Origin of the sequence: Pseudomonas donghuensis, assembly GCF_000259195.1 — a bacterium.
In the GTDB taxonomy this organism is placed as follows: domain Bacteria; phylum Pseudomonadota; class Gammaproteobacteria; order Pseudomonadales; family Pseudomonadaceae; genus Aquipseudomonas; species Aquipseudomonas donghuensis.
The window spans coordinates 15,448-40,851 of record NZ_JH650772.1; the positions used below are offsets into that span (position 1 = coordinate 15,448).

32 protein-coding genes and 1 pseudogene are annotated in these 25,404 nt (G+C 61.2%); 7 read left to right on the top strand and 26 right to left on the bottom strand.

The genetic code is table 11. The annotated features are described in order from the left end of the window. The 4 genes and pseudogenes from UW3_RS30120 to tsaA form a co-directional block, all read left to right on the top strand. Positions 1-157, top strand: a pseudogene (locus tag UW3_RS30120) (GNAT family N-acetyltransferase); the annotation flags it as partial. A gap of 130 nt (positions 158-287) precedes the next feature. After that, a complete protein-coding gene (locus tag UW3_RS0119150; RefSeq protein ID WP_010224753.1) occupies positions 288-998 on the top strand; it encodes an rRNA pseudouridine synthase in 711 nt (236 codons plus the stop codon). 49 nt (positions 999-1,047) lie between these two features. Beyond that, on the top strand, positions 1,048-1,509 hold the full coding sequence (locus UW3_RS0119155; protein ID WP_010224755.1) for a YehS family protein: 462 nt from the start codon (positions 1,048-1,050) through the stop codon (positions 1,507-1,509). A 7-nt stretch (positions 1,510-1,516) separates the two neighbouring features. Then, positions 1,517-2,212, top strand: coding sequence for a tRNA (N6-threonylcarbamoyladenosine(37)-N6)-methyltransferase TrmO (gene tsaA / locus UW3_RS0119160; protein ID WP_010224757.1), 696 nt, complete (start codon positions 1,517-1,519; stop codon positions 2,210-2,212). Positions 2,213-2,435: 223 nt separating this feature from the next. Here the strand turns inward: tsaA and fpr are convergent, their stop codons facing one another. Then, a complete protein-coding gene (fpr, locus tag UW3_RS0119165; RefSeq protein WP_003222277.1) occupies positions 2,436-3,215 on the bottom strand; it encodes a ferredoxin-NADP reductase in 780 nt (259 codons plus the stop codon). Between the two features lie 119 nt (positions 3,216-3,334). On the opposite strand from fpr, the gene UW3_RS0119170 reads away from it, so the two are divergent. Further along, complete coding sequence (locus UW3_RS0119170; protein ID WP_010224761.1) at positions 3,335-4,261, top strand: LysR family transcriptional regulator; 927 nt, start codon at positions 3,335-3,337, stop codon at positions 4,259-4,261. On the opposite strand, the gene UW3_RS0119175 is transcribed toward UW3_RS0119170, so the two are convergent. The 3 genes from UW3_RS0119175 to UW3_RS0119185 form a co-directional block, all read right to left on the bottom strand. Further along, positions 4,258-4,623 (bottom strand): diacylglycerol kinase, encoded by a 366-nt coding sequence (locus tag UW3_RS0119175; RefSeq protein WP_010224763.1) that lies wholly within the window; start codon positions 4,621-4,623, stop codon positions 4,258-4,260. The genes UW3_RS0119170 and UW3_RS0119175 overlap by 4 nt on opposite strands. Before the next feature lie 75 nt (positions 4,624-4,698). Continuing rightward, positions 4,699-5,349 (bottom strand): response regulator transcription factor ErdR, encoded by a 651-nt coding sequence (gene erdR / locus UW3_RS0119180; RefSeq protein ID WP_010224764.1) that lies wholly within the window; start codon positions 5,347-5,349, stop codon positions 4,699-4,701. Positions 5,350-5,609: 260 nt separating this feature from the next. Further along, positions 5,610-6,320 carry a tRNA-uridine aminocarboxypropyltransferase gene (locus UW3_RS0119185; RefSeq protein ID WP_010224765.1) on the bottom strand — a complete coding sequence of 237 codons (711 nt, stop codon included), beginning with the start codon at positions 6,318-6,320 and terminating at the stop codon, positions 5,610-5,612. A 235-nt stretch (positions 6,321-6,555) separates the two neighbouring features. Between UW3_RS0119185 and UW3_RS0119190 the strand changes: the two genes are divergently transcribed. After that, a complete protein-coding gene (locus tag UW3_RS0119190; RefSeq protein WP_010224766.1) occupies positions 6,556-6,972 on the top strand; it encodes a quorum-sensing-regulated virulence factor family protein in 417 nt (138 codons plus the stop codon). A 5-nt stretch (positions 6,973-6,977) separates the two neighbouring features. Here the strand turns inward: UW3_RS0119190 and UW3_RS0119195 are convergent, their stop codons facing one another. Next, positions 6,978-7,178 carry a hypothetical protein gene (locus tag UW3_RS0119195; RefSeq protein WP_010224767.1) on the bottom strand — a complete coding sequence of 67 codons (201 nt, stop codon included), beginning with the start codon at positions 7,176-7,178 and terminating at the stop codon, positions 6,978-6,980. A gap of 395 nt (positions 7,179-7,573) precedes the next feature. On the opposite strand from UW3_RS0119195, the gene UW3_RS0119200 reads away from it, so the two are divergent. After that, positions 7,574-8,692: an LOG family protein gene (locus UW3_RS0119200; protein ID WP_010224768.1), complete on the top strand. Its 1,119-nt coding sequence runs from the start codon at positions 7,574-7,576 to the stop codon at positions 8,690-8,692. Positions 8,693-8,694: 2 nt separating this feature from the next. Here the strand turns inward: UW3_RS0119200 and recX are convergent, their stop codons facing one another. From recX to UW3_RS0119305, 21 genes are all read right to left on the bottom strand, one after another. Then, on the bottom strand, positions 8,695-9,162 hold the full coding sequence (recX, locus tag UW3_RS0119205) for a recombination regulator RecX (protein WP_010224769.1): 468 nt from the start codon (positions 9,160-9,162) through the stop codon (positions 8,695-8,697). Positions 9,163-9,170: 8 nt separating this feature from the next. Beyond that, on the bottom strand, positions 9,171-10,238 hold the full coding sequence (gene recA / locus UW3_RS0119210) for a recombinase RecA (protein WP_010224770.1): 1,068 nt from the start codon (positions 10,236-10,238) through the stop codon (positions 9,171-9,173). 102 nt (positions 10,239-10,340) lie between these two features. Continuing rightward, the gene (locus UW3_RS0119215) at positions 10,341-10,823 is read right to left on the bottom strand and encodes a CinA family protein (protein WP_010224772.1); all 483 of its coding nucleotides are present in this window, start codon (positions 10,821-10,823) and stop codon (positions 10,341-10,343) included. A gap of 59 nt (positions 10,824-10,882) precedes the next feature. Continuing rightward, on the bottom strand, positions 10,883-11,383 hold the full coding sequence (locus UW3_RS0119220; protein ID WP_010224775.1) for a lysis system spanin subunit: 501 nt from the start codon (positions 11,381-11,383) through the stop codon (positions 10,883-10,885). Continuing rightward, entirely contained in the window at positions 11,380-11,931 is a 552-nt protein-coding gene (locus UW3_RS0119225; RefSeq protein WP_010224777.1) for a glycoside hydrolase family 19 protein, read from the bottom strand. The genes UW3_RS0119220 and UW3_RS0119225 overlap by 4 nt, the downstream gene beginning before the upstream one ends. A gap of 29 nt (positions 11,932-11,960) precedes the next feature. Then, entirely contained in the window at positions 11,961-12,992 is a 1,032-nt protein-coding gene (locus UW3_RS0119230) for a phage late control D family protein (RefSeq protein WP_010224778.1), read from the bottom strand. Between the two features lie 68 nt (positions 12,993-13,060). Further along, positions 13,061-13,267: a tail protein X gene (locus tag UW3_RS0119235; protein ID WP_026001407.1), complete on the bottom strand. Its 207-nt coding sequence runs from the start codon at positions 13,265-13,267 to the stop codon at positions 13,061-13,063. Further along, on the bottom strand, positions 13,242-14,087 hold the full coding sequence (locus UW3_RS0119240) for a phage tail protein (protein ID WP_010224782.1): 846 nt from the start codon (positions 14,085-14,087) through the stop codon (positions 13,242-13,244). Before UW3_RS0119240 ends, UW3_RS0119235 begins: the two co-directional genes overlap by 26 nt. A gap of 9 nt (positions 14,088-14,096) precedes the next feature. Then, positions 14,097-16,145: a phage tail tape measure protein gene (locus UW3_RS0119245; protein ID WP_010224784.1), complete on the bottom strand. Its 2,049-nt coding sequence runs from the start codon at positions 16,143-16,145 to the stop codon at positions 14,097-14,099. A gap of 141 nt (positions 16,146-16,286) precedes the next feature. Beyond that, positions 16,287-16,589: a phage tail assembly protein gene (locus tag UW3_RS0119255; RefSeq protein ID WP_010224786.1), complete on the bottom strand. Its 303-nt coding sequence runs from the start codon at positions 16,587-16,589 to the stop codon at positions 16,287-16,289. Positions 16,590-16,598: 9 nt separating this feature from the next. Continuing rightward, the gene (locus UW3_RS0119260; RefSeq protein ID WP_010224788.1) at positions 16,599-17,108 is read right to left on the bottom strand and encodes a phage major tail tube protein; all 510 of its coding nucleotides are present in this window, start codon (positions 17,106-17,108) and stop codon (positions 16,599-16,601) included. A gap of 12 nt (positions 17,109-17,120) precedes the next feature. Further along, complete coding sequence (locus UW3_RS0119265; RefSeq protein ID WP_010224789.1) at positions 17,121-18,287, bottom strand: phage tail sheath subtilisin-like domain-containing protein; 1,167 nt, start codon at positions 18,285-18,287, stop codon at positions 17,121-17,123. Positions 18,288-18,377: 90 nt separating this feature from the next. Continuing rightward, positions 18,378-18,827, bottom strand: a complete 450-nt coding sequence (locus UW3_RS28365) for a tail fiber assembly protein (RefSeq protein WP_010224791.1) — start codon at positions 18,825-18,827, stop codon at positions 18,378-18,380. Between the two features lie 19 nt (positions 18,828-18,846). Next, positions 18,847-20,790 (bottom strand): phage tail protein, encoded by a 1,944-nt coding sequence (locus UW3_RS29140; protein WP_010224793.1) that lies wholly within the window; start codon positions 20,788-20,790, stop codon positions 18,847-18,849. Continuing rightward, entirely contained in the window at positions 20,787-21,392 is a 606-nt protein-coding gene (locus tag UW3_RS0119275; RefSeq protein ID WP_010224795.1) for a phage tail protein I, read from the bottom strand. Before UW3_RS0119275 ends, UW3_RS29140 begins: the two co-directional genes overlap by 4 nt. Position 21,393: 1 nt before the next feature. Continuing rightward, a complete protein-coding gene (locus UW3_RS0119280; RefSeq protein ID WP_010224797.1) occupies positions 21,394-22,275 on the bottom strand; it encodes a baseplate J/gp47 family protein in 882 nt (293 codons plus the stop codon). After that, a complete protein-coding gene (locus UW3_RS0119285; protein WP_010224798.1) occupies positions 22,272-22,598 on the bottom strand; it encodes a GPW/gp25 family protein in 327 nt (108 codons plus the stop codon). Before UW3_RS0119285 ends, UW3_RS0119280 begins: the two co-directional genes overlap by 4 nt. A 46-nt stretch (positions 22,599-22,644) precedes the next feature. Beyond that, entirely contained in the window at positions 22,645-23,205 is a 561-nt protein-coding gene (locus UW3_RS0119290) for a phage baseplate assembly protein V (protein ID WP_010224799.1), read from the bottom strand. Next, positions 23,202-23,720: a hypothetical protein gene (locus tag UW3_RS0119295; protein WP_010224800.1), complete on the bottom strand. Its 519-nt coding sequence runs from the start codon at positions 23,718-23,720 to the stop codon at positions 23,202-23,204. The genes UW3_RS0119290 and UW3_RS0119295 overlap by 4 nt, the downstream gene beginning before the upstream one ends. Next, positions 23,717-24,079: a phage holin family protein gene (locus UW3_RS0119300; RefSeq protein ID WP_010224801.1), complete on the bottom strand. Its 363-nt coding sequence runs from the start codon at positions 24,077-24,079 to the stop codon at positions 23,717-23,719. The genes UW3_RS0119295 and UW3_RS0119300 overlap by 4 nt, the downstream gene beginning before the upstream one ends. 479 nt (positions 24,080-24,558) lie before the next feature. After that, the gene (locus tag UW3_RS0119305) at positions 24,559-25,302 is read right to left on the bottom strand and encodes a LexA family transcriptional regulator (protein WP_026001408.1); all 744 of its coding nucleotides are present in this window, start codon (positions 25,300-25,302) and stop codon (positions 24,559-24,561) included. Between the last annotated feature and the right edge of the window lie 102 nt (positions 25,303-25,404).

Here is a 25,404-nt window from a genome sequence, read left to right on the forward strand (position 1 = left end):
GCAACTGGACGTCAATGAGCAGAACGCCCAGGCCCTTGGCTTCTACCTGCACCAGGGCTTTGAGGTGGTCGGCCGCTCGGAAACGGACGGCATGGGCCAGCCCTACCCCCTACTTCATATGAGGCTAATTCGTACGCAGTCTGCCCGCTCCGGCTGAAGGCTTGTGTAATCTTCCTCTGAAATGCCGCGAAATAGCAGATTAATGGTCGGATCGACGAATGTTCCCGGCCCCAAGCCAGCCGGGGCAGTTACAATAGGCACCTTTCCCTGTGCCTACGGCTGTCGTCATGTCTGAACCCATTCGCCTTTCCAAACGCCTCATCGAACTGGTCGGTTGCTCCCGGCGGGAGGCCGAGCTGTACATCGAGGGCGGCTGGGTCACGGTGAACGGCACCGTGATCGACGAGCCGCAGTTCAAGGTCACCGAGCACAAGGTCGAACTGCGCCAGGGTGCCAAAGCCGAAGCCCTGGAGCCGGTCACCCTGCTGCTCAACCAGCCCGCCGAACTGGACGTCGACAGCGCCTGTGCCAGCATCAGCGCCGACACCCTCTCGCAAGAGCACAGCTACAGCCGTCGCCCGCTCAAGGGCCACTTCGCCCGCCTGAGCTGCGCCGCGCCATTGCAAGAAGGCGCCAGTGGCCTGCAGGTGTTCACCCAGGACTGGCGCGTGACCCGCAAGCTCAATGCCGACCTGGCCAAGCTCGAGCAGGAATACATCGTCGAAGTCAGCGGCGAGATGATTGCCCACGGCCTCGAACGGCTGAACCGTGGCTTCAACTGGAAGGGCAATGAACTGCCAAAGATCAAGGCCAGTTGGCAGAACGAAACGCGCTTGCGCATGGTCCTGAAGAACCCGCCCGCCGGGCTCATCAACCTGCTCTGCAGCAGCGTCGGGGTCACCCCGGTGAGCATGCGCCGGATCCGCCTGGGCGGCGTCGCCATGAGCAAGCTGCCACTAGGCCAGTGGCGCTACCTGGCAACCAGCGAAAGATTCTAAGCAACACGGCGCCGTCACCCGGGCGGCGCCCCTGAACAGGATTGTCCCAATGATTCACAACGATGTACTGCGCAGCCTGCGCTACCTGCTGGACGTCAACGACGCCAAGCTCACCGATATCATCAAGCTGACCGGCTTCGAGGTGTCCACTGCCGATATCGCCGCCTACCTCAAGAAGGAAGACGAAGAAGGTTTCGTGCGCTGCCCGGACGAGGTCATCGCCTATTTCCTCGACGGCCTGGTGATTTTCAAGCGTGGCAAGGACGACAGCCGCCCGCCGCTGCCGATCGAACTGCCGGTGACCAACAACATCGTCATGAAGAAGCTGCGCGTGGCCTTCGAGCTGAAGGAAGACGACCTGCACGCTATTCTCAAGGCCGCCGACTTCCCGGTGTCCAAGCCGGAACTCAGCGCGCTGTTCCGCAAGGTCGGGCACAACAATTACCGCCCTTGCGGCGACCAGCTGCTGCGCAACTTCCTCAAGGGCTTGACCCTGCGGGTTCGTGGCTGAAGCGGCGATGAACTACAGCGTCGCACCGATCGGCTACGTCCGCTCCTGCTTCAAGGAAAAATTCGCCATTCCGCGCCAGCCACAGCTGGCGCCGGCTGCCCGCGGGGTGCTGGAGCTGCTGCCACCCTACGACAACGGCGAGGCGGTGGCCGGCCTGGAGCAGGTCAGCCATGTCTGGCTGCTGTTCCTGTTCCACCAGGCCCTGGAAGACAAGCCACGGCTGAAGGTGCGCCCGCCACGGCTGGGCGGCAACAAGTCCATGGGCGTGTTCGCTACCCGTGCGACGCATAGGCCCAATGGCATTGGCCAGTCCGTGGTAAGGCTGGAGAAAGTCGAGGCAGGGCGCCTTTGGCTGTCTGGCATCGACTTGCTCGATGGCACGCCGGTGCTCGACATCAAGCCCTATGTCCCCTACGCCGACGCCGTGGCCGGGGCAGTCAACCAGATGGCCGACGCGCCGCCTGAGGCGATAGCGGTACACTGGAGTGATGCTGCCCTGCCCCAGGCCCGCGAGCACGCCTTGCGCCTTGCCGAGCCGCTGGTGGAGCTGATCGAGCAGTGCCTGGCCCAGGACCCGCGCCCCGCCTACCAGGTACCACCGCCCGAGCGCGTGTACGGGGTGAAGTTCTGGGATGTGCAGGTGCGTTGGCACTACCCGCAGCCGGATCAGATCCGGGTGCTGGAAGTGGTGATGGACCTGTAGGTAGCGTCCTGCGCTTCATTGGGCCTGGCTGGCGAGCCAGTGGGAGCGGGCTTGACCCGCGATGAGGCCAGTACAGCCAGCACATCAGGTATCGCCTGGATTGCGACCGCTTCGCGCTCGATCGCGGGGCAAGGCCCGCGCCCACAAGTCCGCGGCATGCAGAGCCGCTACTTCAGGCACAAAAAAAGCAGGCCGAAGCCTGCTTTTTTGTTTTCAGCGCCGCTTACTTCTCGACGAATGCACGCTCGATCAGGTAATCGCCTGGCTCGCGCATACGTGCCGAGATCTTCAGGCCGAAGCTATCGAGCACTTCGCTGGTCTCGTCGAGCATGCTCGGGCTACCGCAGATCATCGCGCGGTCGTCCTGCGGGTTGATCGGTGGCAGGCCGATGTCGCTGAACAGCTTGCCGCTGCGCATCAGGTCGGTCAGACGGCCCTGGTTCTCGAACGGCTCGCGGGTCACGGTCGGGTAGTAGATCAGCTTGTCACGCAGGGCCTCACCGAAGAACTCGTTCTGCGGCAGGTGCTCGGTGATGAATTCGCGGTAGGCGACTTCGTTGACGTAGCGCACGCCGTGGACCAGGATGACTTTTTCGAAGCGCTCGTAGGTTTCCGGGTCCTGGATGACGCTCATGAACGGCGCCAGGCCAGTGCCGGTGCTCAGCAGGTACAGGTGCTTGCCCGGGTTCAGGTCGTCGAGTACCAGGGTGCCGGTAGGCTTCTTGCTGATGATGATTTCATCGCCTTCCTTCAGGTGCTGCAGCTGGGAGGTCAGCGGGCCATCCGGCACCTTGATGCTGAAGAACTCCAGATGCTCTTCCCAGTTAGGGCTGGCGATCGAGTAGGCGCGCATGAGCGGGCGGCCGTTTGGCTGTTGCAGGCCGATCATCACGAACTGACCGTTCTCGAAGCGCAGGCCCGGATCACGGGTGCACTTGAAGCTGAACAGGGTGTCGTTCCAGTGGTGAACACTGAGGACACGTTCGTGGTTCATGTTGCTCATGTACGGGCTCCTGAAGAAAAACGCGGCGCTAAGCGAGAGCGCGATTGCGCAATAGTTTAGTGCCAGCGACAATATCTGTTAAATGAATTATCAAGATATGTCTTATCGGTTATATAGATATGCGATTTACCCTTCGTCAGCTCCAGGTGTTCGTTGCCGTGGCCCAGTACCAAAGCGTCTCGCGGGCCGCCGGGATACTGGCGTTATCGCAATCGGCCGCCAGTACATCGATCACCGAACTTGAGCGCCAGTCCAGCTGCCAGCTGTTCGACCGCGCCGGCAAACGCCTGAGCCTCAACGCCCTGGGCCATCAACTGCTGCCCCAAGCGGTAGCCCTGCTCGACCAGGCCAAGGAAATCGAGGACCTGCTCAATGGCAAGTCCGGTTTCGGCTCGCTGGCAGTGGGTGCAACGCTCACTATCGGCAATTACCTGGCCACCCTGTTGATCGGCAGCTTCATGCAGATCCACCCGGAAAGCCAGGTCAAGCTGCATGTACAGAACACTGCGCATATCGTGCAACAGGTTGCTCACTACGAAATTGATCTGGGTCTAATCGAAGGCGACTGCAACCACCCCGACCTGGAGGTCCAGCCCTGGGTTGAAGATGAGCTGGTGGTGTTCTGCGCGCCTCAGCACCCCTTGGCCAAACGCGGCCAGGCGAGCATGGAGGAGCTCACCCACGAGGCCTGGATCCTGCGTGAACAGGGCTCGGGCACCCGCCTGACCTTTGACCAGGCCATGCGTCACCACCGCTCCAACCTCAACATTCGCCTAGAACTGGAGCACACCGAGGCGATCAAGCGCGCGGTCGAGTCGGGCCTGGGCATCGGCTGCATCTCGCGCCTGGCCCTGCGCGATGCCTTTCGTCGCGGCAGCCTGGTGCCGGTGGAAACCCCGGAACTGGACCTGGCCCGACAGTTTTTCTTCATTTGGCACAAGCAGAAGTACCAGACTTCCGCCATGCGCGAGTTTCTCGAACTGTGCAGAAGCTTTACTGCCGGTGTCAGCCGCAGCGACGAGATCGTGCTGCCGACCATCGCTTAAAGCAGGATCACCGCCCAGACCAGGCCGACCATGCTCAGGGCGACGAGCTGGGCGGCACTGCCCATGTCCTTGGCGTTCTTCGACAAGGGGTGGCGATCGAGGGAAATACGGTCGATCGCTGCCTCTACCGCTGAATTGAGCAATTCGACAATCAGCCCCAGCAAGCACACGGCGATCAGGATCGCCCGCTCGGCGCGGCTGACATCCAGCCAGAACGCCATCGGGATCAACAAGACGTTGAGCAGCACCAGCTGGCGGAACGCTGCCTCGCCGGTGAACGCGGCGCGCAGGCCATCGAACGAATAGCCGGCGGCATTGAAAATACGTTTAAGGCCGGTCTGGCCCTTGAAAGGCGACGACATAGAAGGTCACTTCATCCACTGAAAACGCTGCAGCCTAGTGTAGGCGGGGTTAAAAAAGCGTGAAGGCCAAAGGCCTTAACCGGCTGAAACCGATTCCAGTTGTTGCAGCAGCAAGGCGGCCTGGGTCCGGGTACGTACGCCGAGCTTACGGAAGATCGCCGTGACGTGGGCCTTGATGGTGGCTTCCGAGACGCTCAGCTCGTAGGCAATCTGCTTGTTCAACAAACCTTCACAGACCATGGTCAGCACCCGGAACTGTTGCGGCGTCAGGCTCGCAAGGCCTTCACTGGCGGCCTTGGCCTCAGCAGACACATCGACTTTCTCGAAAGCCTGCGGCGGCCACCAGACTTCACCGTCGAGGACCTTCTGCACTGCGTCCTGAATCACTTCCAGGGGGCTGGACTTGGGAATGAAGCCACTAGCGCCGAATTCACGGGACTTCACCACGACCGCGGCTTCTTCCTGAGCCGAAACCATCACCACCGGAATCTGCGGATACTGACCGCGCAGCAGGACCAGTCCGGAGAACCCGTAGGCTCCAGGCATGTTCAGATCCAGCAGCACCAGGTCCCAGTCGGCCTTTTCAGTCAGGCGGGTTTCCAGTTCGGCGATGCTTGCCACTTCAACCAGACGTACATCCGGGCCCAGGCCCAGGGTAACGGCCTGGCGCAGCGCGCTGCGAAACAGCGGGTGGTCATCGGCAATCAGGATTTCGTATGTGGCCATCGATCTAATGATCCTGTTCTGTGCAGGCGCAGGAAGGAAGAATAGGCGCCTGGCGGGCAACTCGGGGCTACGGCGACGCCGTATGCCCAACAGGCACATCGAGGCCAGGAAAAACAGCGTTTCAAGCCTTCGTCGTGCCCGAATCGGCGCCAAGGATGCCGAGCCCGGACCGGGTGGTCAAGTTCAATACCCGCCGCGCTCGCCGACCCTGGCCACCAATCTGCCCATTATGCAACAAAGTCCCGCGCCTGCCCCTTGTACTATAGGAAGGTATGCAAACGCTGGTGCACGGTATCCTGCTCATCCAGCGGCAATTGATGCTTGGCACTCAGGTAATGGGTGGTAAACACATCCAGGTAGGCGTCCAGCGCTTGCGCTGCGCGCTGATCGCCAGCCAGTTCCAGGCACATGGCCGCCACTTCGGCGGTGCAGAAGTGATCGTCACGCTTGGAGCGGCGCAGGCGATAGCGCGATATCTGCTCAGGTTGCAGGCTCAGCACCGGGAAGCGGTTGAGGTACGGGCTCTTGCGAAACATCTTGCGTGCTTCGGTCCAGGTGGCATCCAGCAGAATGAACAGCGGACGCTTGCCCGGCGTACGTACCACCTCGTTGACCACCCGCCCAGGCTCGACGAACTCGCCGGGGAAGACGATGTAAGGCTGCCAGTACGGCTGATCGAGCAAGGCCAGCAGTGACTCGTCGACGGCCGTTCGCTGCCAGCCGAATGCCGAGGTGTCGGCAATCAGGTCGGCGATCAGCCAACCGGTATTGGTCGGCTTGAGTGGCTCGGTGTCATGCATCAACAGGCAAATGCCCGAGTCGGCCGGCACTTGCGGGCGCCAGGCGCACAGGCAATAGCTGAAAATGACCCGGCACTGCGGGCAGCGTGGCGCCCGAGAACCGCGGGCAACGAAGGGTTTGACACTGCGTGCCAAGCGTTCGGCGCGCAGGCGCGATACGGCATGGCTCATGACTGGGCGCAACGTAAGCAAGAAAGGGATGGCACTGCACGGACTCGGCAAGACGGGAAACCCACGCAGTTTATCAGAGCCTGCTTACGGGTTGAGGGGAATTGCCGTGCAGCTATAGCGGCGACTCCCTATAATCTTCAACCTGTCGCTACCCGCTGGCATTGCCGTTGCGCCGTGACGGAACACCGTGCGCCGTTGTTGGTCCAATTGCCAGTTACCGAACCAGGAGAGATACATGCTGCGTTTCATCGTCCCGTCCCTGAGCCTGTTGCTCGCCCTGCCCCTGGCGGCCAATGCCGCGTCCAAGCAGGAATACGAGCTGAGCCAGATGCTGCAAAAAGTTGCCACGCAGAGCAGCGTGGGCACGCCGCGGGCGATCAACGAAGACATCCTCGACCAAGGCTACACCGTTGAAGGCAAACAACTGATCAACCACCTCAGCGTACGCGCCAGCCACGCCCAGCAAATGCAGGCCAACCCGGACAAGGTTCGCGACCAGTTGGGCGCCAGCGTGTGCAAGAACAGCGGTTTTCGCCAGTTGCTGGCCAAAGGCGCGGTGTTGACCTATCGCTTCACCGAGTACAAGAGCAACCGCATGGTGGGTGAACAAGCGTTCAATGCCGCCAGTTGTGGCCTGACCGTCAAGAAGTAACCGCCTTAGGCAACCCGCTCCCTGTCGCGCCGTTGTTTTTCATCGGCGCGCAGTTCGGCCACCAGGGCCTGGATGTACCGCGAGTGCCGCTCCCCTCCCCCCAACCGCCGCAGGCACTCCTGTTCAAGGCTCAGGTTATTGGCCTGGGCTGCACGCTCCAGCAACTGGTATAGCTGCTCGTCGAGCTCTAGATCAAGCCGTTGCATATTGCAGCCTCCCTGCACCGCGACTGTCGCTCTGAACTTCAGTTAACCACCCTCGCGCAATGATTGGATCCCAGCTGACGAGCGGTCTGTGCTTAAGCGCGGCCTGACGGCGTGTCTCGCTCGTATCATTCGGCATAAACGCGTGCCAGGGTCTAGATTGATAGCAACCACCCTTCATTTTTCGGGCAAGCAAAGGGGGTTGCCCAGCGACGCTTTGCGCACATGAAGAACAATAAGTTATATGGACCCATTACCACTGCACTGAGACCTTGCAGGTCTACTGCACTGCTCGGGGGTCACACTCGAGCCACGGCAGCCAGCGACACATGCAGTGTCGCGGCCGGGCAGCCCATTGAAGCCCGGTCAGAGGTTTTGCTGCAGAAGGAGACGCTTGAATGCCTTACCAACCGAACGAACTGCTTTCGAACCACTTCAAGGACAACGGAATCGACCTGAGCAAGATTGAAGAACAACTGGACCTGGTTGCGCCCAACAGCCCTAACCTGCCGCTGTACCGCGATATGATGCTGACGGTCCTGCGCATGGCCCACGACGACCGCAACCGCTGGAACGCCAAGATTACCCTGCAGGCCCTGCGCGAGCTTGATCACGCCTTTCGCACCCTGGAACAGTACAAGGGTCGACGCAAGGTCACGGTGTTTGGCTCGGCCCGCACCCCAATCGAACACCCGATGTATGCCCTGGCCCGCGAACTGGGCGCAACCCTGGCGCGCTCCGACCTGATGGTTATCACCGGCGCCGGTGGCGGCATCATGGCCGCCGCCCATGAAGGCGCAGGCGTGGAGCGCAGCCTGGGCTTCAATATCACCCTGCCGTTCGAGCAACATGCCAATCCCACCGTGGATGGCACCGACAAGTTGCTGCCGTTCCACTTTTTCTTCATTCGCAAGCTGTTCTTCGTCAAGGAAGCCGATGCCCTGGTGCTGTGCCCGGGTGGGTTCGGCACGCTGGATGAAGCGCTGGAAGTACTCACCCTGATCCAGACCGGCAAAAGTCCGCTGGTGCCAGTGGTGCTGCTGGACTCACCAGGCGGCACCTTCTGGCAGGATGCCTTGAATTTCATCACCCGCCAGTTGGAAGAGAATCGCTACATCCTGCCCAGTGATATGAAGCTGCTACGCCTGGTGTACAGCGCCGACGAGGCCGTGGAGGAAATCAACCAGTTCTACAGCAACTATCACTCCAGCCGTTGGCTGAAGAACCAGTTCGTGATCCGCATGCAGCATCCGCTCAGCGAAGCAGCGCTGTTTGATTTGCAGGAAGGTTTTGCGGACTTGCGCCTGAGTGGCCACTTCCATCAGCACGCTTATGGCGGCGAACACCATGACGAGCCGCGCTTCAGCCACCTGACGCGTCTGGCGTTTGCCTTCAACGGTCGCGACCAGGGCCGCCTGCGTGAATTGGTGGATTACATCAACCTGTCGGAAAACTGGGCCAAGCCTGAACCCATGCACACCACCCAGCGCGCACGTGAAGCGCTGAAAGTTACCTAGGGTCAGTCATCCAGCCCTCGGCCGCTTAACAAGCGGCCGACAGCTTCCATGGAAAAACCACGGTAAACCAGAAAACGGGTTTGCTGTGCGCGGCTGCGCGGATCGGTCGGCAACTGGCCAGCGAACTTGCGTTGCCAGACGTCCAGCAACCGCGCCGACCAGTCCACACCACATTCACGCAGGGCCTGATCGATATCGCCACGGTGCAGCCCGCGCTGGCCCAGCTCTTCACGAATACGCGCCGGACCATAGCCCGAACGTGAACGGTAGCTGATGAAGCTTTCCAGATAACGGGCTTCGCTGAGCAGGCCCTCTTCCGTCAGACGGTCGAGCTCCTGGTCAATCAGTTCGGGGGGAGCACCGCGCTGACGCAACTTGCGCGTCAGCTCGACTCGACCGTGCTCGCGACGTGCGAGCAGGTCCATGGCTGTCCGCCTTACGGCGACGGGAGTATCGAGTACGGCGGACATGGGTGCGATCAATAATCAGCGTTAGCGTCAGCCAGGTCTTCCGGCTCAGCCTCGGCTACTGCCGCTTTACCGGCGGCTTCGACAGCACCGGCGTTGAGCAGCTTGTCGCGGATCTGCTTCTCAAGGGTGGCAGCGATCTCCGGGTTCTCCTGGAGGAACTTGGCCGAGTTGGCCTTGCCCTGACCGATCTTGCTGCCCTGGTAGCTGTACCAGGCACCGGATTTTTCCAGGAAGCCGTGCAGCACGCCGAGGTCGATGATCTCGCCGTTGAGGTAGATGCCCTTGCCGTAAAGGATCTGGAATTCAGCCTGACGGAATGGTGGCGCAACCTTGTTCTTGACGATCTTGACCCGGGTTTCGCTGCCGACCACTTCGTCGCCTTCCTTCACCGCGCCGGTACGGCGGATGTCGAGACGGACCGAAGCATAGAACTTCAGCGCGTTACCACCGGTGGTGGTTTCCGGGCTGCCGAACATCACGCCGATCTTCATGCGGATCTGGTTGATGAAGATTACCAGGCAGTTGGCGTTCTTGATGTTACCAGTGATTTTACGCAGCGCCTGGGACATCAGACGCGCCTGCAGGCCCACGTGCATGTCGCCCATTTCGCCTTCGATTTCGGCCTTGGGTACCAGGGCCGCCACGGAGTCGACGATGATCACGTCAACGGCGTTGGAACGCACCAGCATGTCGGTGATTTCCAGAGCCTGTTCGCCGGTATCCGGCTGCGAGACCAGCAGGTCGTCGACGTTGACGCCCAGCTTGCCGGCGTATTCCGGGTCCAGGGCGTGCTCGGCGTCAACGAAGGCACAGGTAGCGCCCATCTTCTGCGCCTGGGCGATCACCGACAGGGTCAGGGTGGTTTTACCGGACGACTCAGGGCCGTAGATTTCGACGATACGGCCTTTAGGCAGACCGCCAATGCCCAGGGCAATGTCCAGGCCCAGGGAGCCGGTGGAAATGGCCGGAATCGCCTGGCGCTCGTGGTCGCCCATGCGCATGACCGCGCCTTTACCGAATTGACGCTCGATTTGCCCCAGGGCCGCAGCCAAGGCGCGCTTCTTGTTGTCGTCCATTGAAGTCCTCACGTAATCGATAGGGCCTGACGGCCAGAACACCTGTATAAGTAGCCAGTATTATTCCACAGGGTTTTCTTCCCGCCTACCCCCGATGTGCATTTACTCTGCACCAAGCTGTAACAAGCCCTCTAGCGCGGCGATTACCGTTTGTCGGCGTACCGCATCACGGTCGCCGTCGAAGTGCCGGCGCTCGCTGCTGACATGGCTGCCGTCGGCCCAGGCCAGCCATACGGTACCCACCGGTTTTGCCGGCGAGCCGCCATCGGGCCCGGCCACGCCGCTGACCGCCACGGCAAAGCGCGCGCCGCTGGCCGCTTGGGCGCCGCGGACCATGGCCTCGACCACTTCCTGGCTGACCGCCCCGACCTGGCCGAACAACGCCTCGGGCACCGCCAGTTGGCGAGTCTTCTGGCTGTTGGAGTAGGTCACGTAACCGGCTTCGAACCACGCCGAACTGCCCGAAGTGCGGGTGATAGCCTCGGCGATGCCGCCCCCGGTGCAGGATTCGGCAGTGCTCACTTGGGCATTGAAGCGGCGCAAATGTTCCCCCAGGCGGGCGGAAAGCGCAGTGATCGGGTCCATGGCAGGCTCCTTGAAAGTCTGCCGCCTACCCTACACCAGCCGCGATCAGCTACACAGCCTCATTGCGCCAGCGCCCGCACATAGGCCTGGCAAGCGCGCAAGGCGATCAGTCCGCGGTCACCGTCGTCGGTGATGGCGACAATTCGTCGAGCATGCGCCGGGTCAAGTCGGGCGCGTACGGGGTCATGATCCAGGCTGCCGGTGCCGGCGGCGGCAGGCACGCCGGCGCAACCGGCGGCGTCGCGCTCGACCAGGACCGACAGCCGCAAGTCAGCAGTAGCCAGGCGATCACGCAGGCGTGCCTGAGTCTGTTGGCCATCGAGTAGCTCCTGATAATGTTGTTGCTCACTGAGCTCCAGCCGTTGCGCCAGCCCCTGGCGTTGCAGGCGTTCGGCGACCAGTTGCGCGGCAGCGGACTCGGCCTGGGCTTGCCACTCCCGACCATGCTGTTCGGCTTGCTCCGCCAGTTGCCGGCCCATGCGCCAGCCCTGGACCTGCCAGGTCAGCGCACAGGCCAGCAGCGTCAGCAGCAGGCATGCCCCCGACTGCAAGCGGCTCAACACAGCACCTCACGGGCCCTCGCCCAGAGTTTCAGGCGATCCTCCAGGCCATTGAGCCCGCCGTTGATATGCCGGGTGATGCGGTTGAACTCGCTGCGGTCAGCCAGTTGATTGAGGCCGCGCGAGTGCCAGAACCAGGCAGCAGACTCGGCTGCCCATTGCGGTTGCTCCAGCAATTGCGGCTGCTTGAGCAAGCGCTCGTCGCCAAACAGGGCCATGCTGCAGGCCCGGTAGTTGTTGCGCCCGGTGACCTGGATCAGGCCCCGGCCGCAGTACAGTTGACCGTCGCCATCCGCCTCGGCGGTATTGCCCAGGCGCAGGGCCAGGGTGCCAGTGTCGTAGCGCGCCAGGTAGCGGTCATTGCCCAGCTCCTTGACGTAGCGTAACTGGCCGGACTCATGGCCGACCTGGGCGAGGAAGGCCGCTTGACGCCGCGGGGTATCGATTTCCCAACGGACCATGGCGGCATTTAACGCAGAAACAAAAACGCCCGCTTGCTGGCGGGCGTTGGGGAACATCAACTGCAGCGTTTTTTCAGTTAGCGCCATTGATACCTCATACGTATTGCTTAATCCATTCAACGAGAGACACCGCCTTTGCGCGGCCTGGCGCCCTTGGCCCGAGCCTTGCCCTGCTTGCCACCATTGCATTCGACCGTGGTCGTCCAGCCGGACGCCGTGAACACTTGCTCCACCGACTCCACCAGGTACTCACCATCGAGCCCGATCTTGAAGCCCTTCAACTCCACGCTCCGTTCGGTGAACAGATCTGTACGCCCGGGCATATCCAGTCGGACACTGGCGGTACTGCGGTTGAGCGCCGCCAGCTTGGCTTTGGCCACCTGCTCGGCGCAGGCCTTGTCGGGGTAAAGGTGGCGATCGGTGTGAACCGGCGCCAGCCCCTGTGGTGTCTCGGCGTTCGCCAGGTCGACCACCATGAGCTGGCCACTACGCTTGTCCTGATGACGAGTCTGGACCGCCTTGTAGGTCCCCTTGTCGGCCAGGCGAAACTGCCAGCGCGTGACATCCGCCCGACGCACGCCGACAACGCCAAGCGCCTTGCCACTAGCGCTCTTACCACCCTGACGCGGTAGCACCAGCAGGATGCCGTCGCCGACCTTGGCCGTGCAGTCGTACTGTTTGGCCAAACGCGTGATGAAGTTGAAGTCCGATTCGTTGAACTGATCGACCCGCAGCACCCTGGTCAACACCGGACACGCCGGTTGCCAGCCGTTACGCGCGGCGATATCACGCACGATCTGCTGCAACGGGATGTTCTCCCAGCTGCCGCTGCGCGTGGTCTTGCCGGTACCGCGCATATCGCTGGCCTTGCCACGAATGACCACGCTGTCGGGCGGCCCGGTCAACTCGACTTCATCCACGGTGTAGCACCCCAGACGGGTCAACGTCTGGCTGGCGTACCCCAGGTGAATCTCGATCAGCGCGCCACGCGCGGGCAAGGTCACCGCACCGTCGCGATCATCGATACGCAGCTCGAAATCATCCGACTCCATGCCAGGCTTGTCCGAGGTGCGCAGTAGCAACAAGCGATCATTGATCACGGTGGTAATGTCGTTGCCATCGGCGACAACACGAAAAACAGGTTGCATGGCTCATGCTCCAGAAAAGCAGCCCCCGCACGGGGCGGGGGCTGCTGGTTGCACGGCAGGCCGGGGTGTCAGTCCCATAGCTGTACCGTGACATCGGTAGCGGCGATCAGGTCTGGCAATTGAACCAGCACCCCGGCGCGAAAAGGCTGGGGTTCGCCGGCCAGCCCCTGATTGGCATTGAGCACCGCCTCGACGCTGCCATTGAGATGCCCGTAGTAGTGTTGGCAAAGGGTATCGAGCACGTCTCCTTCAGAGGTTCTGCAGGTCGTCGCCATAGCTCACAAACTCCAATGTAAAGCCCTGCTTTCTGGGGATGCCCCCCGCCAACAGGCTGCTCTGATCTTCATCGATGCTGAGCAGGCACCAGTTACCCAGGACCTCGCCGTAACCGGTGATCAGACTTAAGGGGCGCAACAACCGTCCGATGCTGCGCAACGTCTGTAACTGACCCAGGCCGCCCTTGAAGGTGGGAAATATCACGCCCCGAATATTGATTTTTTCCTCGCCCAGGCTCACCGCCTGCTGGGCGGCACTGCGCGTGAGACGCTCCTGGCCGACCCAGCGAAAGCTGGTCTGGCGCCGCAATTCTTCGAAGGCTGCCGTGTCGAGGTTGAAGTAGTAACCCGGCGACTCACCATCCAGCGGTTGCAGGATCAACAGGTGCGGGAAAGGTTTGACCGCCTCCGCGGCTGGGGTGACGGTAGGGGCGAAACTGCCGGTGGGTAGAATATTGCCCAGCGATGGGCTGATCTTGCCGGCAATTCGGTTGATCGTCGCTGCTGCCTTGGCCGCCTGCTCGCCGAATGCCTGAACCCGCTCCTGAACCTGCACCACTACTGCCAATCCCTGATCGTATTTGGCCGAGACGCGGTTGACGGCCGCTTGTGCGCTATGGATGGCGCGCATCGTACGTTGCAGCTTTGCCCCGATAACCGGCCCGACAAAAGGGATGGCCTCAAGCTCGGCAACAGCGCCGCTGATGTCGCTGACAGCGCCGTTCATCGGTGCCAGCATGTCATCGGCGCTACGCCGCCCCGCCTGCCCTGCCGCCACCACGAAGCGCAGCGCCGACTGTAGCTGCTGCATGTAGGTCATGGACTCTCCTTAAACGTAAACATGGGGAACGTCGGACAACTGCCGAGAGTTCGCCATGCGCATCAGTTCCTCGAATTCACGGCGGACCATGGCCTGCAGGTTCTGGGCGAGCAGCATCGGGTCGGTGACGCTGCCCTGGACCGTGATTGGCATGCTGGGGGTAAAGGTGAATTGCTGGGTAACCGATTGCGGCTGGCCAAGCCCTTCGCCCACCGGCTTTATCGGCGCTGGCAGGGTGTCGTTTGCAGGCGTTGCACTCACCAGTGAACGCGCCACCTCACCCGGTTGTGCAGCCACCGGTCTAGTGGGTTGCGCCTGGGTGTCGGCAGGCTTTTCTCCCTCAGCGCAAGACACCATGCGCTTGCCCAGCCAGCCACCGATTGCATCACCCGCCATCCCACCGAGCATGGCGCCAATGGATGTTCCGATTACCGGGACGAACGAGCCCACCACGCCGCCAATGACCGACCCCACCAGACCGCCAGCAGCCGCACCGTAACCCTCGGCTTTTTCTTCCGGGGTGTCGGCAGTCATGAACGTTGCGACAGTATTGATACCCGCCGTGAGCAAGGCCGGGCCACGAACGCCCTTGATCGCCGCACCAATCTTGCCGGCAGCACCCACCGGGCTGGCGGGAGGCGCTGGCGGCGGTGTGGACGGACGTGGCGCAGGCGCCGGGCGCGTCGGAGCCCGCCGAGTCGATGCGCGAGGCTGGCGTTGCGGTGCCCTGCGTTGCGACGTCCGGCCTTGCGGCGCCTTTCGCCCGTTGCGGGTCGGCTTGCGGCGCTGACCCGGCTTCCTCACGCAGCAGCCAATGTCACTGGCATTGACGACAAACACATTGAGCGGGTTATTGAGCACATTTACGTTCGACAGGTCAGTGCCCTGCCCTGGACCGCCCGCAGCCCCCTCCGGCGTCGGCTTGCGTTTGAGCCTGTTCAAAAGGCCCTTGGCAGCTTCACCACCTTTGAGTGCCAGCAAGGTCGTACCGAGCACCGTGACACCCACTACCAACCACTTGAGCGCATCCGGAGCGGCCGTGAATTCTTTGGCCTTGGCAGCCACGCCCAAGGCCAAGCCATCCGCCAACGGCCGCAGGGAATCACCCAAGCTGCGTAGCGCCTCATCGACCGCGTTGGACGCTTCGCTCAAACGCTGATCAGAAGTTCCACGGCGTGCAAGCAAATCCCTGTCGAGCACGCCCTTGGCACCCGAGGCTTCGGTACTGCCTAGTGCCTTGTCCAACGTTTGGTTCTGCGCTGCGGACAGACTGTCGGCAGCGCCTTCGCCCGTTCCCTTGCGCTGAAACACTATGTGCTCCAGCGCTTTCTCCAGCTCATCCGGCCCGCTCACCTGAGGTTTTTTCTGAACCTCGCCGACCAGGCGTGCCGCCTCCTTGGCTGACACATCCTGGCCAACCGCGAATCTGGCCGCCACGGGGGCGTAAGCAAGGGCTTTATTCAAGCCCATCCCCGTGTCGAACAACTGCTTGATCAGCTCAGCTGCCTGATTACGCTCCATCCCTGTTGCGTCGGTGATCGTCGTCACCTTGGCGATGATTGCCTGCTCTTGCGCCGAAGGTTCCGCACCATCGGCCACCCCTGCGCTAATGGCAAGATCGCGGGTGATCTTCTGATACTCAGCGCTGATCTGGGTGGGTAGCAGCAACACCCGCGAACGTTTCAATACCTCGCCAACGAGCGGAATGTCCTCAATGACCTTCAGGTTGTCCCGTTTGGGTGCTGTATCCGTTGCCGGCGGCCCGGCCTTGCCCACAGCCACCACGATCTGCTGCTGACGAAACCTGCCCAGCGCAACGACCTGCCGCTCAAGCAGGTTGAGCGTTGCCTGCAGGTAAGGGCGCAACTCGCCCAGCCAGTCCAGGCGGCCTTGCGGTGCAGGCGTTGCGCCGTTGCGCAAGCTGAAGACTTCAGCGTAAATGCTCTCCAGAACGTTGGTATTTTCCTTGATACGGTCTTCGATCGACTTGAACGCAATACCTACCGTAAATGCGACGGCGGCACCGAGTTCCAGTTTCAATGCCGAATTGCTCGTCATCTGATTCCCCCTATAGCCACGCCACAGGCTTAATCCGTGAGCCACCAGAGCATGTCGCTGAACGACATGCTCATGATTTCGGCGGCGGAAAAGTTCAGCTCCCTGGCCAATCGCTTTGCCGCCGCCTTCTGCCCATTGGGGTCAAACCTCGTCGTCTTGCACCAGGCGAAAATACCCGGCCTGCAAGCGGCCATAGTCTTTCAGGGCAAGCCCTTCGAGGTCCTTGACTCCCACTTCGGCCAGCGAGGCGAAGAGGTTCAGTTCCCGTTGCTCATCGTCACTGTTAGAGGCCGATTGCGCGGCACGAATGTCGCGTACGGTCGGTGCACGCAGCGACAGGCTGTCGACTTGCACGCCATTGGCCTCGGACGGTTTACTGAGCGTCACGACAACGCGTTCGGTGCTCACGGCCAGCCAACTCGGGGTCTTGTTTGCTTGATTCATGACAGCTCCTTACAGGCCCAGGGCCGAACGTTGGGCGGCGAGCTGATCGACGCCATTGATGACCCGCTTCATACCGATCGGATCGATTTCGTAGACCAGGCGGCCATCGACTTCGAGCTTGTAATAGGTCACGGCCACGTTGTGTTTGACCTCGGCCTTGTCGCCTGGCTTCCAGTCGCCCATGTCGACTTCTTTCAGCGCCCCGCGCAAGGTGACGATGACCGGGGTGATCTGGCCTTTGAGGCCTTTGAAGGCACCGCGAAAGGTACCGTTGAACGCCGAGCCGTCGGCCAGGCCGAAGAACTTCAGCGACTCGCGACGAACGCCAGTGGTGACAAAACCGGCTTCCTGCTTTTCCATGCCCATGTCGATCTCGACCGGCATGTCCATGCCGCCGGCACGGTGCTCCTCCATCTTCAGGGTGAGCTTTGGCAGGGTCAGGCTGGGGACGTCACCTTGAAAGCTGACGCCATCGACGAACAGGTTCAGGTTCGCCAGGGTTTCGGGAATCATTGCCATGGTTATTGCTCCTTAAGCGGCTTGGTCGAGGACTTCGGTCAACCACTGGTTGGTGACCTCGACACGGAAATTCGGGTTCTCGGCTGGCGGCACGTCGGTGAAACGGATGTTCCAGTACACCTTGCCTTGCTCCAGCTGGCTGGCGGTGTTCAGCTCGGGGTCGGCGAACACTTCGAAATTGATGATCGCGCCCTGGGCTTTCAGATCACGCATGAACGCCTGCAGGCCTTCGGTCACATCCTTGACGTAGGTCGCGGTAATCGAGCGGTCGACCGCCCACTTATGGCCGTAGAGGATCGCGTCCATGACGATGTCCATGGTCCGCACGCGGGTAACGAAGGCCCACTTCGGGTCGCTGCTCAGGGTGCGGTTGCCCCACAGGCGCAAGCCGTCATCGCGGATCACGGTGGTGATGTTGGCGTTGTTCAGCAGGTTGGCCCGGCAGGTCGCGTCGCCATCCAGGTACTCGATCGAGCGGCTGGTACCGGTGATGCCGACGAACGCCTTGTTCGACGGCGAGGCCCAGAAGCCGTACTCGCTGTCGGTCCAGGCGAACAGGCCGGCAACCCAGGCCGAAGCCGGTGCATCTAGGGTTGCGTTCTTGCCGGTGTCCCAGTACTGCACGCCCGGGTCGACCAGGTAGGCGCGCTTGGCGCCGAAGTTCTCGGCATAAGCGATCGCCGCTTCGTCGGTGCTGTTCGGGCCATCGATAATGGCCAGGCCGCGCAGCTTGTCGGCCAGGGCCACCAGGGCGGTGCCAACCGCCAGGGTGGAGCTGTGCTTGGGCGTTACCAGCAGGCGTGGCTGGGCGTTGAAGCGGCTTTTGCCGTCCAGCAGCGCCTGCAGGCCGGTGCGTTTGCCATCGGCCAGCACGCCGCCGATGATTGCCGAGGTCTGCGCCGCCTCCTCTTCGAGCTTGGCCACGCCGCAGGCGACGATAACCGCCTTGGCGCGGCTGTAGATGGCCTGGCAGGCCCGGGTGATCGGCGCATCGGCGCCGAACGCGGCGATGGCTTCACGTTCGCTGGTGATCAGCACCAGGTCATTGGCCTTGGCGCTTGCACCCGGGCCTTCAGTGAAGGTATCGACCAGGCCGATGATCGAGGAAGAAGGCAGCGCGATGGTGCGTGCGCCGGTGTCGACGTTGGTTACGGTAACGCCGTGGAAGAATCCACTCATGGGTAAGTCTCCAGAAATGCGAAGGCCCCGCGCTGCGGGGCCTTCAAAGGGATTGTTGCGGGTATGAAAAAGCCCCGGCGGTGCGGGGCTTTATTGGGTTTGGGTGGTGAGCCAGGAGGGTGCAACTGGGCGCTGTCGTGGCTCAGGGAAGAGCTCTGTCTGCGGCCATTCGCGCAACTCGGCTCGATAGAACTGGAGCTCTTGATACTGTTCCGAACTCAGCGTGGTTTTCCCGGACTCCAGTTCGTCACGATGCCGAGCAACCACATCATCAGTACCCCGAAGTTGGGCGTCCCGCCACTTTCGTTCAGTGCCAGCAATTGCCTCAGGCGGCAAAGGTGGGCGCTCTCTGGTCAGTGGATTGCCGTCTTCATCTGCGTAAATCACTCGACCTTGCGATTGCTCTTTGAGAATACGTGCGTGGTGTTCTGGCGAAATCGACACACTATCTGTCGGCCATGTGTTGCTGATTTCATAAATACCGCGCAATTGCACCGGGTAAAACGCCAGCTCACTAGCAGAGAAAACATATTCGCTCATGGTGTACGGCTCCTCTTTATCAATAACCGATTGCGATGTAACTGATGCTGCGAGCATTTGGCGACAATCCAGCATTCGGAACGCCTTCAGATCGGAATGTGACATTTTGCCTTGTCCACCCAATCACACGAGCAAATGAATCATCATCCCCCGTAGCGCTATTGACGGTTGTGGGTATACACATGAGGCAGTAATTGGGAAATGCCATATGGAATACTGAAGAGTAGTTAGCTTCAGCCGGCGTGAAGACCGAGCCGTACTGGATGATCATGCCGGTTTGAGCATCCCGCCAAAAACCTGATGCACCGCCGAAAGCGGAAGTGTTCGCGATTCCCAGAATAGTTCGTGCAGAAGGGACGTCGCCTGCTGCCATCAGCGATTGCCCAACGGCACCTGTATGCTCCGTGGTGTAGATCTTGGCATTGGGCCCCCAATGCAAGTCACCCGCCGCCGACATCAGCAATTGACGAAATACCCTGTCACCCCAGTGAAACGTAATAGCGGGTGCGTAAGTGATAGCACTTTGTGTGTTACCCACACGTGCTGTTTCACGAATCTGAATGGCACCGTTCCGCCAGTCATTCCCCGGCGTTTTGGAATAAAACTCCGGAAATTGATCACTCGAAACACGTACACCATCAGTTATGCCATACCCCATGAGAGTCGTGGCTTTTTCCGCCTTGCCCGCCAAAGCGTTGGTTATCGTCGAGGCGAAGTTCGGATCGTTACCCAGTGCCAGAGCAAGCTCATTAAGCGTATCTAGTGCTGCTGGTGCAGCCGCTACCAGATTACTGATAGCGTCGGTAACAAACTTGGTGCTTGCTGCTTGACTGTTACTTGCCCCAGCAACAGGGGTAGGCACAACCACTGTACCGGTAAACGTCGGGCTCACCAATGGCGCTTTGGGGGTCAACAAGTTGTTGACCTGCACCTGGGTGTACGCATCTGTTATGCCATATCCTGCCAGCGTCGTGGCTTTGGCGGCCTTTGTCGCCAGAGCATTGGTCATGGTAACGGCAAAATTCGGATCGTTACCCAGCGCATCAGCAAGCTCTTTCAGCGTGTCCAATGTAGTCGGAGAAGATCCTACAAGTGCGGCAATAGCGGCTCTTACGAATGCCGTACTTGCGGCTTGTGTGCTGTTTGTTGAAGCAGCAGCCGTTGGCACATTGACCACCCCCGTAAATGTGGGGCTAGCCAACGACGCCTTGCCTGCAAGGGCATTAACCATCGTGCCCGCAAAATTGGGATCGTTATCAATTGCCGCCGCAAGTTTGTTCAGTTGATTCAACAACCCTGGAGCGCCGTTGACCACACCGTCAATCGCGGCCTGAATTGCCGCGCTCGTAGCGGCTTTTGTAAACGCATCACCTATGCCGTAACCCGCCAAAGTCGTCGGATTACTCCCTTCGATCACGATGCCGCGATCGCTGGTTCTAATCTTGGTGAAAGTACCTGCCACCTTGTTTTTCGGCAACACGCTCAAGATTGACGAATCAACATACTCACGAGTTGCCAGCACCACGGCCGGGTCAATCTTCAACTGCACATTGGCAGTACTGGTCACGATAATGTTGAGCCGCACCACCTGAGTCTTGCCGGTGCCCTGATTGAGCAACGGCTTGAAACTCGGCGCACAGTTGGCCACCGCAACCAAGTCACCGTCAGCGTCATACAGGCCGATTTCGCGAATCCACCACCCCCCCACATCCGGCGGTATCACCTGCTCGGCGATGATGACGCTGGCGTTGTCCGGGTCGACCTTGACCTGGTTGAGCGGCGCCCTGCGGCGTTCATTGATGAGCTTTTTCTGATCCCTCGACGGGATCGGGTCGGTCAGGTTGGCATCGCCAACCCCCATTTGCGCAAAGGTCCAAGGTACGCCCAGGGCGTTGGCATTGGCCTGCTTGGCCTCCCCCACCGCCGTGAGAATGGCGAAGAACTGGCTTGTCTGGTCTGTCATGAGTACACGTCCAGGGTTTCAATTTGGTGTTCGCGGCCAACATGGCCATAGCTGCCGCTGACTTCAATGTCGCGAGAGGTCGGCGGATAAATGTCGATTTCATCGCCTTCAGAAAGGCTTATTCCCAGGCGCAGATGGCCACTGCTGGCGAGCGTGATCGCAAGCCCCGTCAGATGGCGGCTGACCGGCTTGGCGTCATCGATCAGCCGGGTCAGCTCCAGGTACATCTCTTCGGAGATTCCGTTCTCCAGTACCCCGACCTGAAGCGCAAAGGTGCCCGGCACACCTTGCGGTACCGTCTGCCACCACTCCTTCACGTCGATCAGGTAGCCCAGCGGCTCCACCACCCGGCGAAGCGCACCGATGGTCCCTTTGTGCGCATGCACATAGAACGCCGAGCGGATTACCGAGCGCTTGATTGCCTCAGGCCAGGTTTCGTCCCAGCGGTCTACCGACCAGGCCCAGGCCAACTGATGCAACAGGTGCGCCGGGCAGGTGTCGGGGTTGTACAGCGCACGCAGGGGGATTTCGGTGGTTTCAACGCCGGCGGCCTCGATGGCATGTTCGAGATCGGTACTGTTGAGCGGGAGCAGGCTGTCCATGTCAGCTCCCCCGGGTCACGGTGATCCCGTCGCACCAGGCCGCTTGCGCCTTAGTCGGGCGGATGTCGGTCCAGTTGCTCAGGTCGACCCGGCTGACGCCGTTGATATGCAACTGGGCATCCACGCCCGAGCGGGCCACTTCAGCACCCAGGCGCCGGCGCGGATTGATCCAGGCTTGCAACCGGCGTTTGCACTCGGCAAGCGTCGCTTCGATTTCCGGACCGCTACCGCTCATGTGCACCACCGCATCAATGCGATAGCGCAGGATTTGCGCACCTTGCACCGTCAAGCGGTCGCCAACCGGGCGCACGTCATCGTCATTGAGCTTGAGCCGCACGGTTTCCAGCAGCTCTGCTGCGGCACTGCCATCGCCTTCGAGCGCCAGTACCGTCACCACCACCTGAGCCGGCGACGGGCTTTCGGCCGTGGCATCAGCCACCTGTCCGGACGCATTGCGGGCATGCAGGATGTAACTGTTGCGCGGGCCCGCGGTGGTCAGCCCTTCATAGACCAGTTGCACCCGCTCACGCAGAGCATCGTCTGCTTCGAGCACCTGCGGCGTTGGCGGCACCGTGTTTGTGTCCCTGGCCTGCACCACCAGCCGCTGCAGTTGCACATTGGCCGCCAGTTGATCCAGGTCGGAACCCTGCGCATAGGCCAGCAATAGCGCCTTGGCGGCGTCGTTGACCCGTGCGCGGTTGAGCAGCTTGCGGTAGGCACCGACTTCCAGCAGTTTGTTCACCGGGTCGCTTTCGACTGCGGCGTCCCAGTTGTCGCCCATATGCAACCGGAAGGTCGCCAGGTCGGTCTGGAAGAGCGCCTCGAAATCGAGGTCTTCCAGCACCTGCGGCGCGGGCAGCGCCGAAAGATCCACACTACTCATGCCGTTACCTCCAAGGTCTGGTTGGCTCCCAGGTACCGTCCGCTCAGCTGCAAAGTGATCTGCCCGCCAACCACACCAGTCACCCTGACCCGCTCAAGCTTCAGACGCGGCTCCCACCGCCCCAGTGCGCGCGCCACCTCCGCCTGCACCGCGCTTTTCCAGCCTTCATTGACCGGCAAATCGACGAAGCGGCGCAGCTTGCTGCCGTACTCCGGGCGCATGCGCCGGCTGCCGAGCGGTGTGCTGAGGATGTCCTCGATGGATTGGCGCAAATGTGCAATGCCGGATAACGGCTGGCCGCTCCGGCGATCCATGCCGATCATTGATGTTCTCCAGGCGTAAAAAAGCCCGCAGTGGGCGGGCTGGTTTTCAGTGTTTGTGATTGGCGGTGTTGCCGCCGGTGTCGATGATCTTGCCGCCGCCGAGGATGTCACCGGTTACCCGTAGGGGCCCGCTGATCTGCACCTCACCGGTCAGGCTGATGCTCGCGGCATTCGCAGTGATGGCCTGATCGGTCACCACTGCCGAACTGCTGCCAACCTTGATGCTGACGGTACCGCTGGGCAACTCGATGCTGTAACTGCGGGCCTGCCAGTCGTAGACCAGCGAGCCACCATCGTCGAAGCGCCAGACCTCGACATGCTCGCGGTTGTCCGGCTGATCGCCGGCATTGCCGTACAGGCCCGGCACAAAAGTACCTTGCGCCGGCTCGCCACTCGGGCTGATCAGCACCCCCTGTTCGTTGAGGCTGGGCGCACGCCAGTGGCGGGCCTTGCCGGCGGCCTGGCTGTGCCAGCGCAACCAGGCGCTGGTCCAACCGGCGCCGTCGGACACCCGCACTCGGGCGGCGGTAAGGTCAACGGCCACCACTCGACAGGGAATCACCAGACCGGCGAGCATACGGTCGTGCATGGCGCTGGCGTAGCTCATGGCATGTCCTCCGGCGATTGGTAATCCGCCTCAAAGCCCGGGCCGGTGTCGGGGCTGAAGGCAAAGGCCAGCGGGCCTGGTTCATTGGGCCATGGCCACTGCTCAGCCCCCAGGTACAGGACCTGCTCCCACTGCACCAGCCAACTGATCGGTGAAGGCGAGCCTGCTGGGGGTTGAACCACCGAAGCCAGGACATTTTTCGCGGCTTCGACAAAGTTCATTTGCCAGTACTGCTGGCGCAACAAAACCGTCAGTTGCGTTGCCAAAGTCGCCACCTGCAATGGCGCCTGCGCAACACTGGCATCGACCAGGATGCGCGCTTCGAAGGTTGCCAGGAGGCAACAGCGGCCATCGCCCGGATCAGCTCCGGGCTTGAGATTGGTCATGGCGTGGTACAGCGCCGGCAGCGCTGGGTTCTGATCCGCTGCGGTATAGGCGGCAACGGTTTCAAGCTGAGGCATGGCGGCCGTGATGGTCGCGGTGATGGCCTCGTGTAACGTCTGTAACTCGCTCACTGTCGGTCCTCCCGCTCACAATCGCCCGCCTGCCCCACTGCCGGTTGCTCCAGGCCCAAGCGCTTGGCCGCCCATCGCTCATACAGGCCTATGGCGACATCAGCACCGGCCATCGCCGTCAGGCAGCCAAACGCACTGGCCGTCCAGATCGACAACCCGCTGGCATACAGCAGCATCACGGTCGAAACACCACAGACCATGCAGGCTCCCGAGCGCAATACCAACCGCCGAAACAATGCCCAGCCATGCGCACCGGCCTTGTCGGCACGCCACATCTCACCGGACACTCCGCCCAGCAACGCCAGGACGACCACCAACCAGATCGGCATTTCCAGCAACGTCTGTTGTTCGTTTGTCACTGTCCTGTCTCCTTTTTGTTATCCCACATAGCCCCGAGGACCCGCAGGGTTGTTCTGATGTTCAAGCGCCGATCACTCGGCATTCCAAAAAGCCCGGCCTCCCCAGGCTTTTCAGTAATGCGTTGTCGAACCGCCCGCCACGACTGGTGCGCTGGGCGACTCCGCTTCAAATTGTTCCTCCGGCCGCGGCCACCTGCCCGCCGGATAACTGCTTCTGGTGCTTTACGCTGCACACCTGGGCCAGTTGCCAACCCTCTGAACAGTTCAGGCCTGTTCATCGCTGCCTTTGTCACTACCGGTGTCGACCGGCTTGAGACAAAGATTATGCATTGACGCATATGCAGTCAATGCATTTGTGGAAATATTTATGCATAGGAAAATGCACCTACGCATGTAAGCCTTGATCTGCCTGGGTTGGTGAGGTTTTCTGAAGGCGAAAAAAAACCCGCCGAAGCGGGTTTTCAGAAGGCACGGACTACTCAGCGCGCGTACATGCCCCACCAGAACACATGGCCGAGGATGCTGATCTGTTCTTCCTGCATCTGCTGGAAGCTGTAGTCTTCATCCGGGTGTTCGTCGCGGTTGAAGCTGCGCAGGCGAATGCCGGTAGGCAGGCGATAGAGCTGCTTAACCCGCAGCTGGCCATTGTGGTTGATGGCGTACAGGTCACCGTCGACGATGTCGCCAATGCCGCTCTTGCCGGCGTTGACGCCGACCGTGGCACCGTCACGCAGTACCGGCAACATGCTATTGCCGCGTACCGTCACGCACTTGGCCTGGTCGAACTGCACGCCATTGTGGCGCAGGCTGCGCTTGCCAAAACGCAGGCTGGCCTTCTCGCTTTCTTCGATGACGAATCTTCCTGATCCTGCTGCCAACTCGACCTCGCGAAGAAACGGAATGGACACCTCGTCGTCCTCGACGGGGGTGTCGTCATCCCACAGGCTGATGTCGCGCAACTCGGCGTGGCTGCGCGCGGGCGCGGCTTCGCGGCTTTCACCGAGCTCGACGCGACCGCGTAGCTGATCAGTGCTGACGCCGAAATATTCAGCAATCTTCGACACATGCTTATCGGACGGATCGACGATCTTCTCGCTGAGAATGCGCGACAGGGTGGATTGCGGCACGCCGGTACGCCGGTGCAGCTCCGTGGGGGAGAGACCGTGGCGATCGAGCAGTGCTCTGAGGACGGATGCTACGTTGCGTTTTTGCATAAAATGCATAATGCCGGGGACTTAAATAGAATGCAAACACCGTTATGCATGGATATGCACGGACAAATGGTCGCGCCCGCCCGTTTGCCCTCGGCAGCCCAGGCAAAATCC

Bases quoted from the DNA above. Each gene is read 5' to 3' on its own strand.
- erdR (WP_010224764.1), bottom strand. From the start codon at position 5,349: ATGGCCACATACGAAATCCTGATTGCCGATGACCACCCGCTGTTTCGC.
- recX (WP_010224769.1), bottom strand. From the start codon at position 9,162: ATGTCCGCCGTACTCGATACTCCCGTCGCCGTAAGGCGGACAGCCATG.
- UW3_RS0119245 (WP_010224784.1), bottom strand. From the start codon at position 16,145: ATGACGAGCAATTCGGCATTGAAACTGGAACTCGGTGCCGCCGTCGCA.
- UW3_RS0119190 (WP_010224766.1), top strand. From the start codon at position 6,556: ATGCTGCGTTTCATCGTCCCGTCCCTGAGCCTGTTGCTCGCCCTGCCC.
- UW3_RS0119255 (WP_010224786.1), bottom strand. From the start codon at position 16,589: ATGAATCAAGCAAACAAGACCCCGAGTTGGCTGGCCGTGAGCACCGAA.
- UW3_RS0119195 (WP_010224767.1), bottom strand. From the start codon at position 7,178: ATGCAACGGCTTGATCTAGAGCTCGACGAGCAGCTATACCAGTTGCTG.
- UW3_RS0119150 (WP_010224753.1), top strand. From the start codon at position 288: ATGTCTGAACCCATTCGCCTTTCCAAACGCCTCATCGAACTGGTCGGT.
- UW3_RS0119280 (WP_010224797.1), bottom strand. From the start codon at position 22,275: ATGAGTAGTGTGGATCTTTCGGCGCTGCCCGCGCCGCAGGTGCTGGAA.
- UW3_RS0119175 (WP_010224763.1), bottom strand. From the start codon at position 4,623: ATGTCGTCGCCTTTCAAGGGCCAGACCGGCCTTAAACGTATTTTCAAT.
- UW3_RS28365 (WP_010224791.1), bottom strand. From the start codon at position 18,827: ATGAGCGAATATGTTTTCTCTGCTAGTGAGCTGGCGTTTTACCCGGTG.
- UW3_RS0119240 (WP_010224782.1), bottom strand. From the start codon at position 14,087: ATGACCTACATGCAGCAGCTACAGTCGGCGCTGCGCTTCGTGGTGGCG.
- UW3_RS0119285 (WP_010224798.1), bottom strand. From the start codon at position 22,598: ATGATCGGCATGGATCGCCGGAGCGGCCAGCCGTTATCCGGCATTGCA.
- UW3_RS0119155 (WP_010224755.1), top strand. From the start codon at position 1,048: ATGATTCACAACGATGTACTGCGCAGCCTGCGCTACCTGCTGGACGTC.
- UW3_RS0119200 (WP_010224768.1), top strand. From the start codon at position 7,574: ATGCCTTACCAACCGAACGAACTGCTTTCGAACCACTTCAAGGACAAC.
- UW3_RS0119290 (WP_010224799.1), bottom strand. From the start codon at position 23,205: ATGAGCTACGCCAGCGCCATGCACGACCGTATGCTCGCCGGTCTGGTG.
- UW3_RS0119275 (WP_010224795.1), bottom strand. From the start codon at position 21,392: ATGGACAGCCTGCTCCCGCTCAACAGTACCGATCTCGAACATGCCATC.
- UW3_RS0119305 (WP_026001408.1), bottom strand. From the start codon at position 25,302: ATGCATTTTATGCAAAAACGCAACGTAGCATCCGTCCTCAGAGCACTG.
- tsaA (WP_010224757.1), top strand. From the start codon at position 1,517: ATGAACTACAGCGTCGCACCGATCGGCTACGTCCGCTCCTGCTTCAAG.
- UW3_RS0119230 (WP_010224778.1), bottom strand. From the start codon at position 12,992: ATGCAACCTGTTTTTCGTGTTGTCGCCGATGGCAACGACATTACCACC.
- fpr (WP_003222277.1), bottom strand. From the start codon at position 3,215: ATGAGCAACATGAACCACGAACGTGTCCTCAGTGTTCACCACTGGAAC.
- recA (WP_010224770.1), bottom strand. From the start codon at position 10,238: ATGGACGACAACAAGAAGCGCGCCTTGGCTGCGGCCCTGGGGCAAATC.
- UW3_RS0119215 (WP_010224772.1), bottom strand. From the start codon at position 10,823: ATGGACCCGATCACTGCGCTTTCCGCCCGCCTGGGGGAACATTTGCGC.
- UW3_RS0119185 (WP_010224765.1), bottom strand. From the start codon at position 6,320: ATGAGCCATGCCGTATCGCGCCTGCGCGCCGAACGCTTGGCACGCAGT.
- UW3_RS0119170 (WP_010224761.1), top strand. From the start codon at position 3,335: ATGCGATTTACCCTTCGTCAGCTCCAGGTGTTCGTTGCCGTGGCCCAG.
- UW3_RS0119235 (WP_026001407.1), bottom strand. From the start codon at position 13,267: ATGGCGACGACCTGCAGAACCTCTGAAGGAGACGTGCTCGATACCCTT.
- UW3_RS29140 (WP_010224793.1), bottom strand. From the start codon at position 20,790: ATGACAGACCAGACAAGCCAGTTCTTCGCCATTCTCACGGCGGTGGGG.
- UW3_RS0119260 (WP_010224788.1), bottom strand. From the start codon at position 17,108: ATGGCAATGATTCCCGAAACCCTGGCGAACCTGAACCTGTTCGTCGAT.
- UW3_RS0119225 (WP_010224777.1), bottom strand. From the start codon at position 11,931: ATGGCGCTAACTGAAAAAACGCTGCAGTTGATGTTCCCCAACGCCCGC.
- UW3_RS0119265 (WP_010224789.1), bottom strand. From the start codon at position 18,287: ATGAGTGGATTCTTCCACGGCGTTACCGTAACCAACGTCGACACCGGC.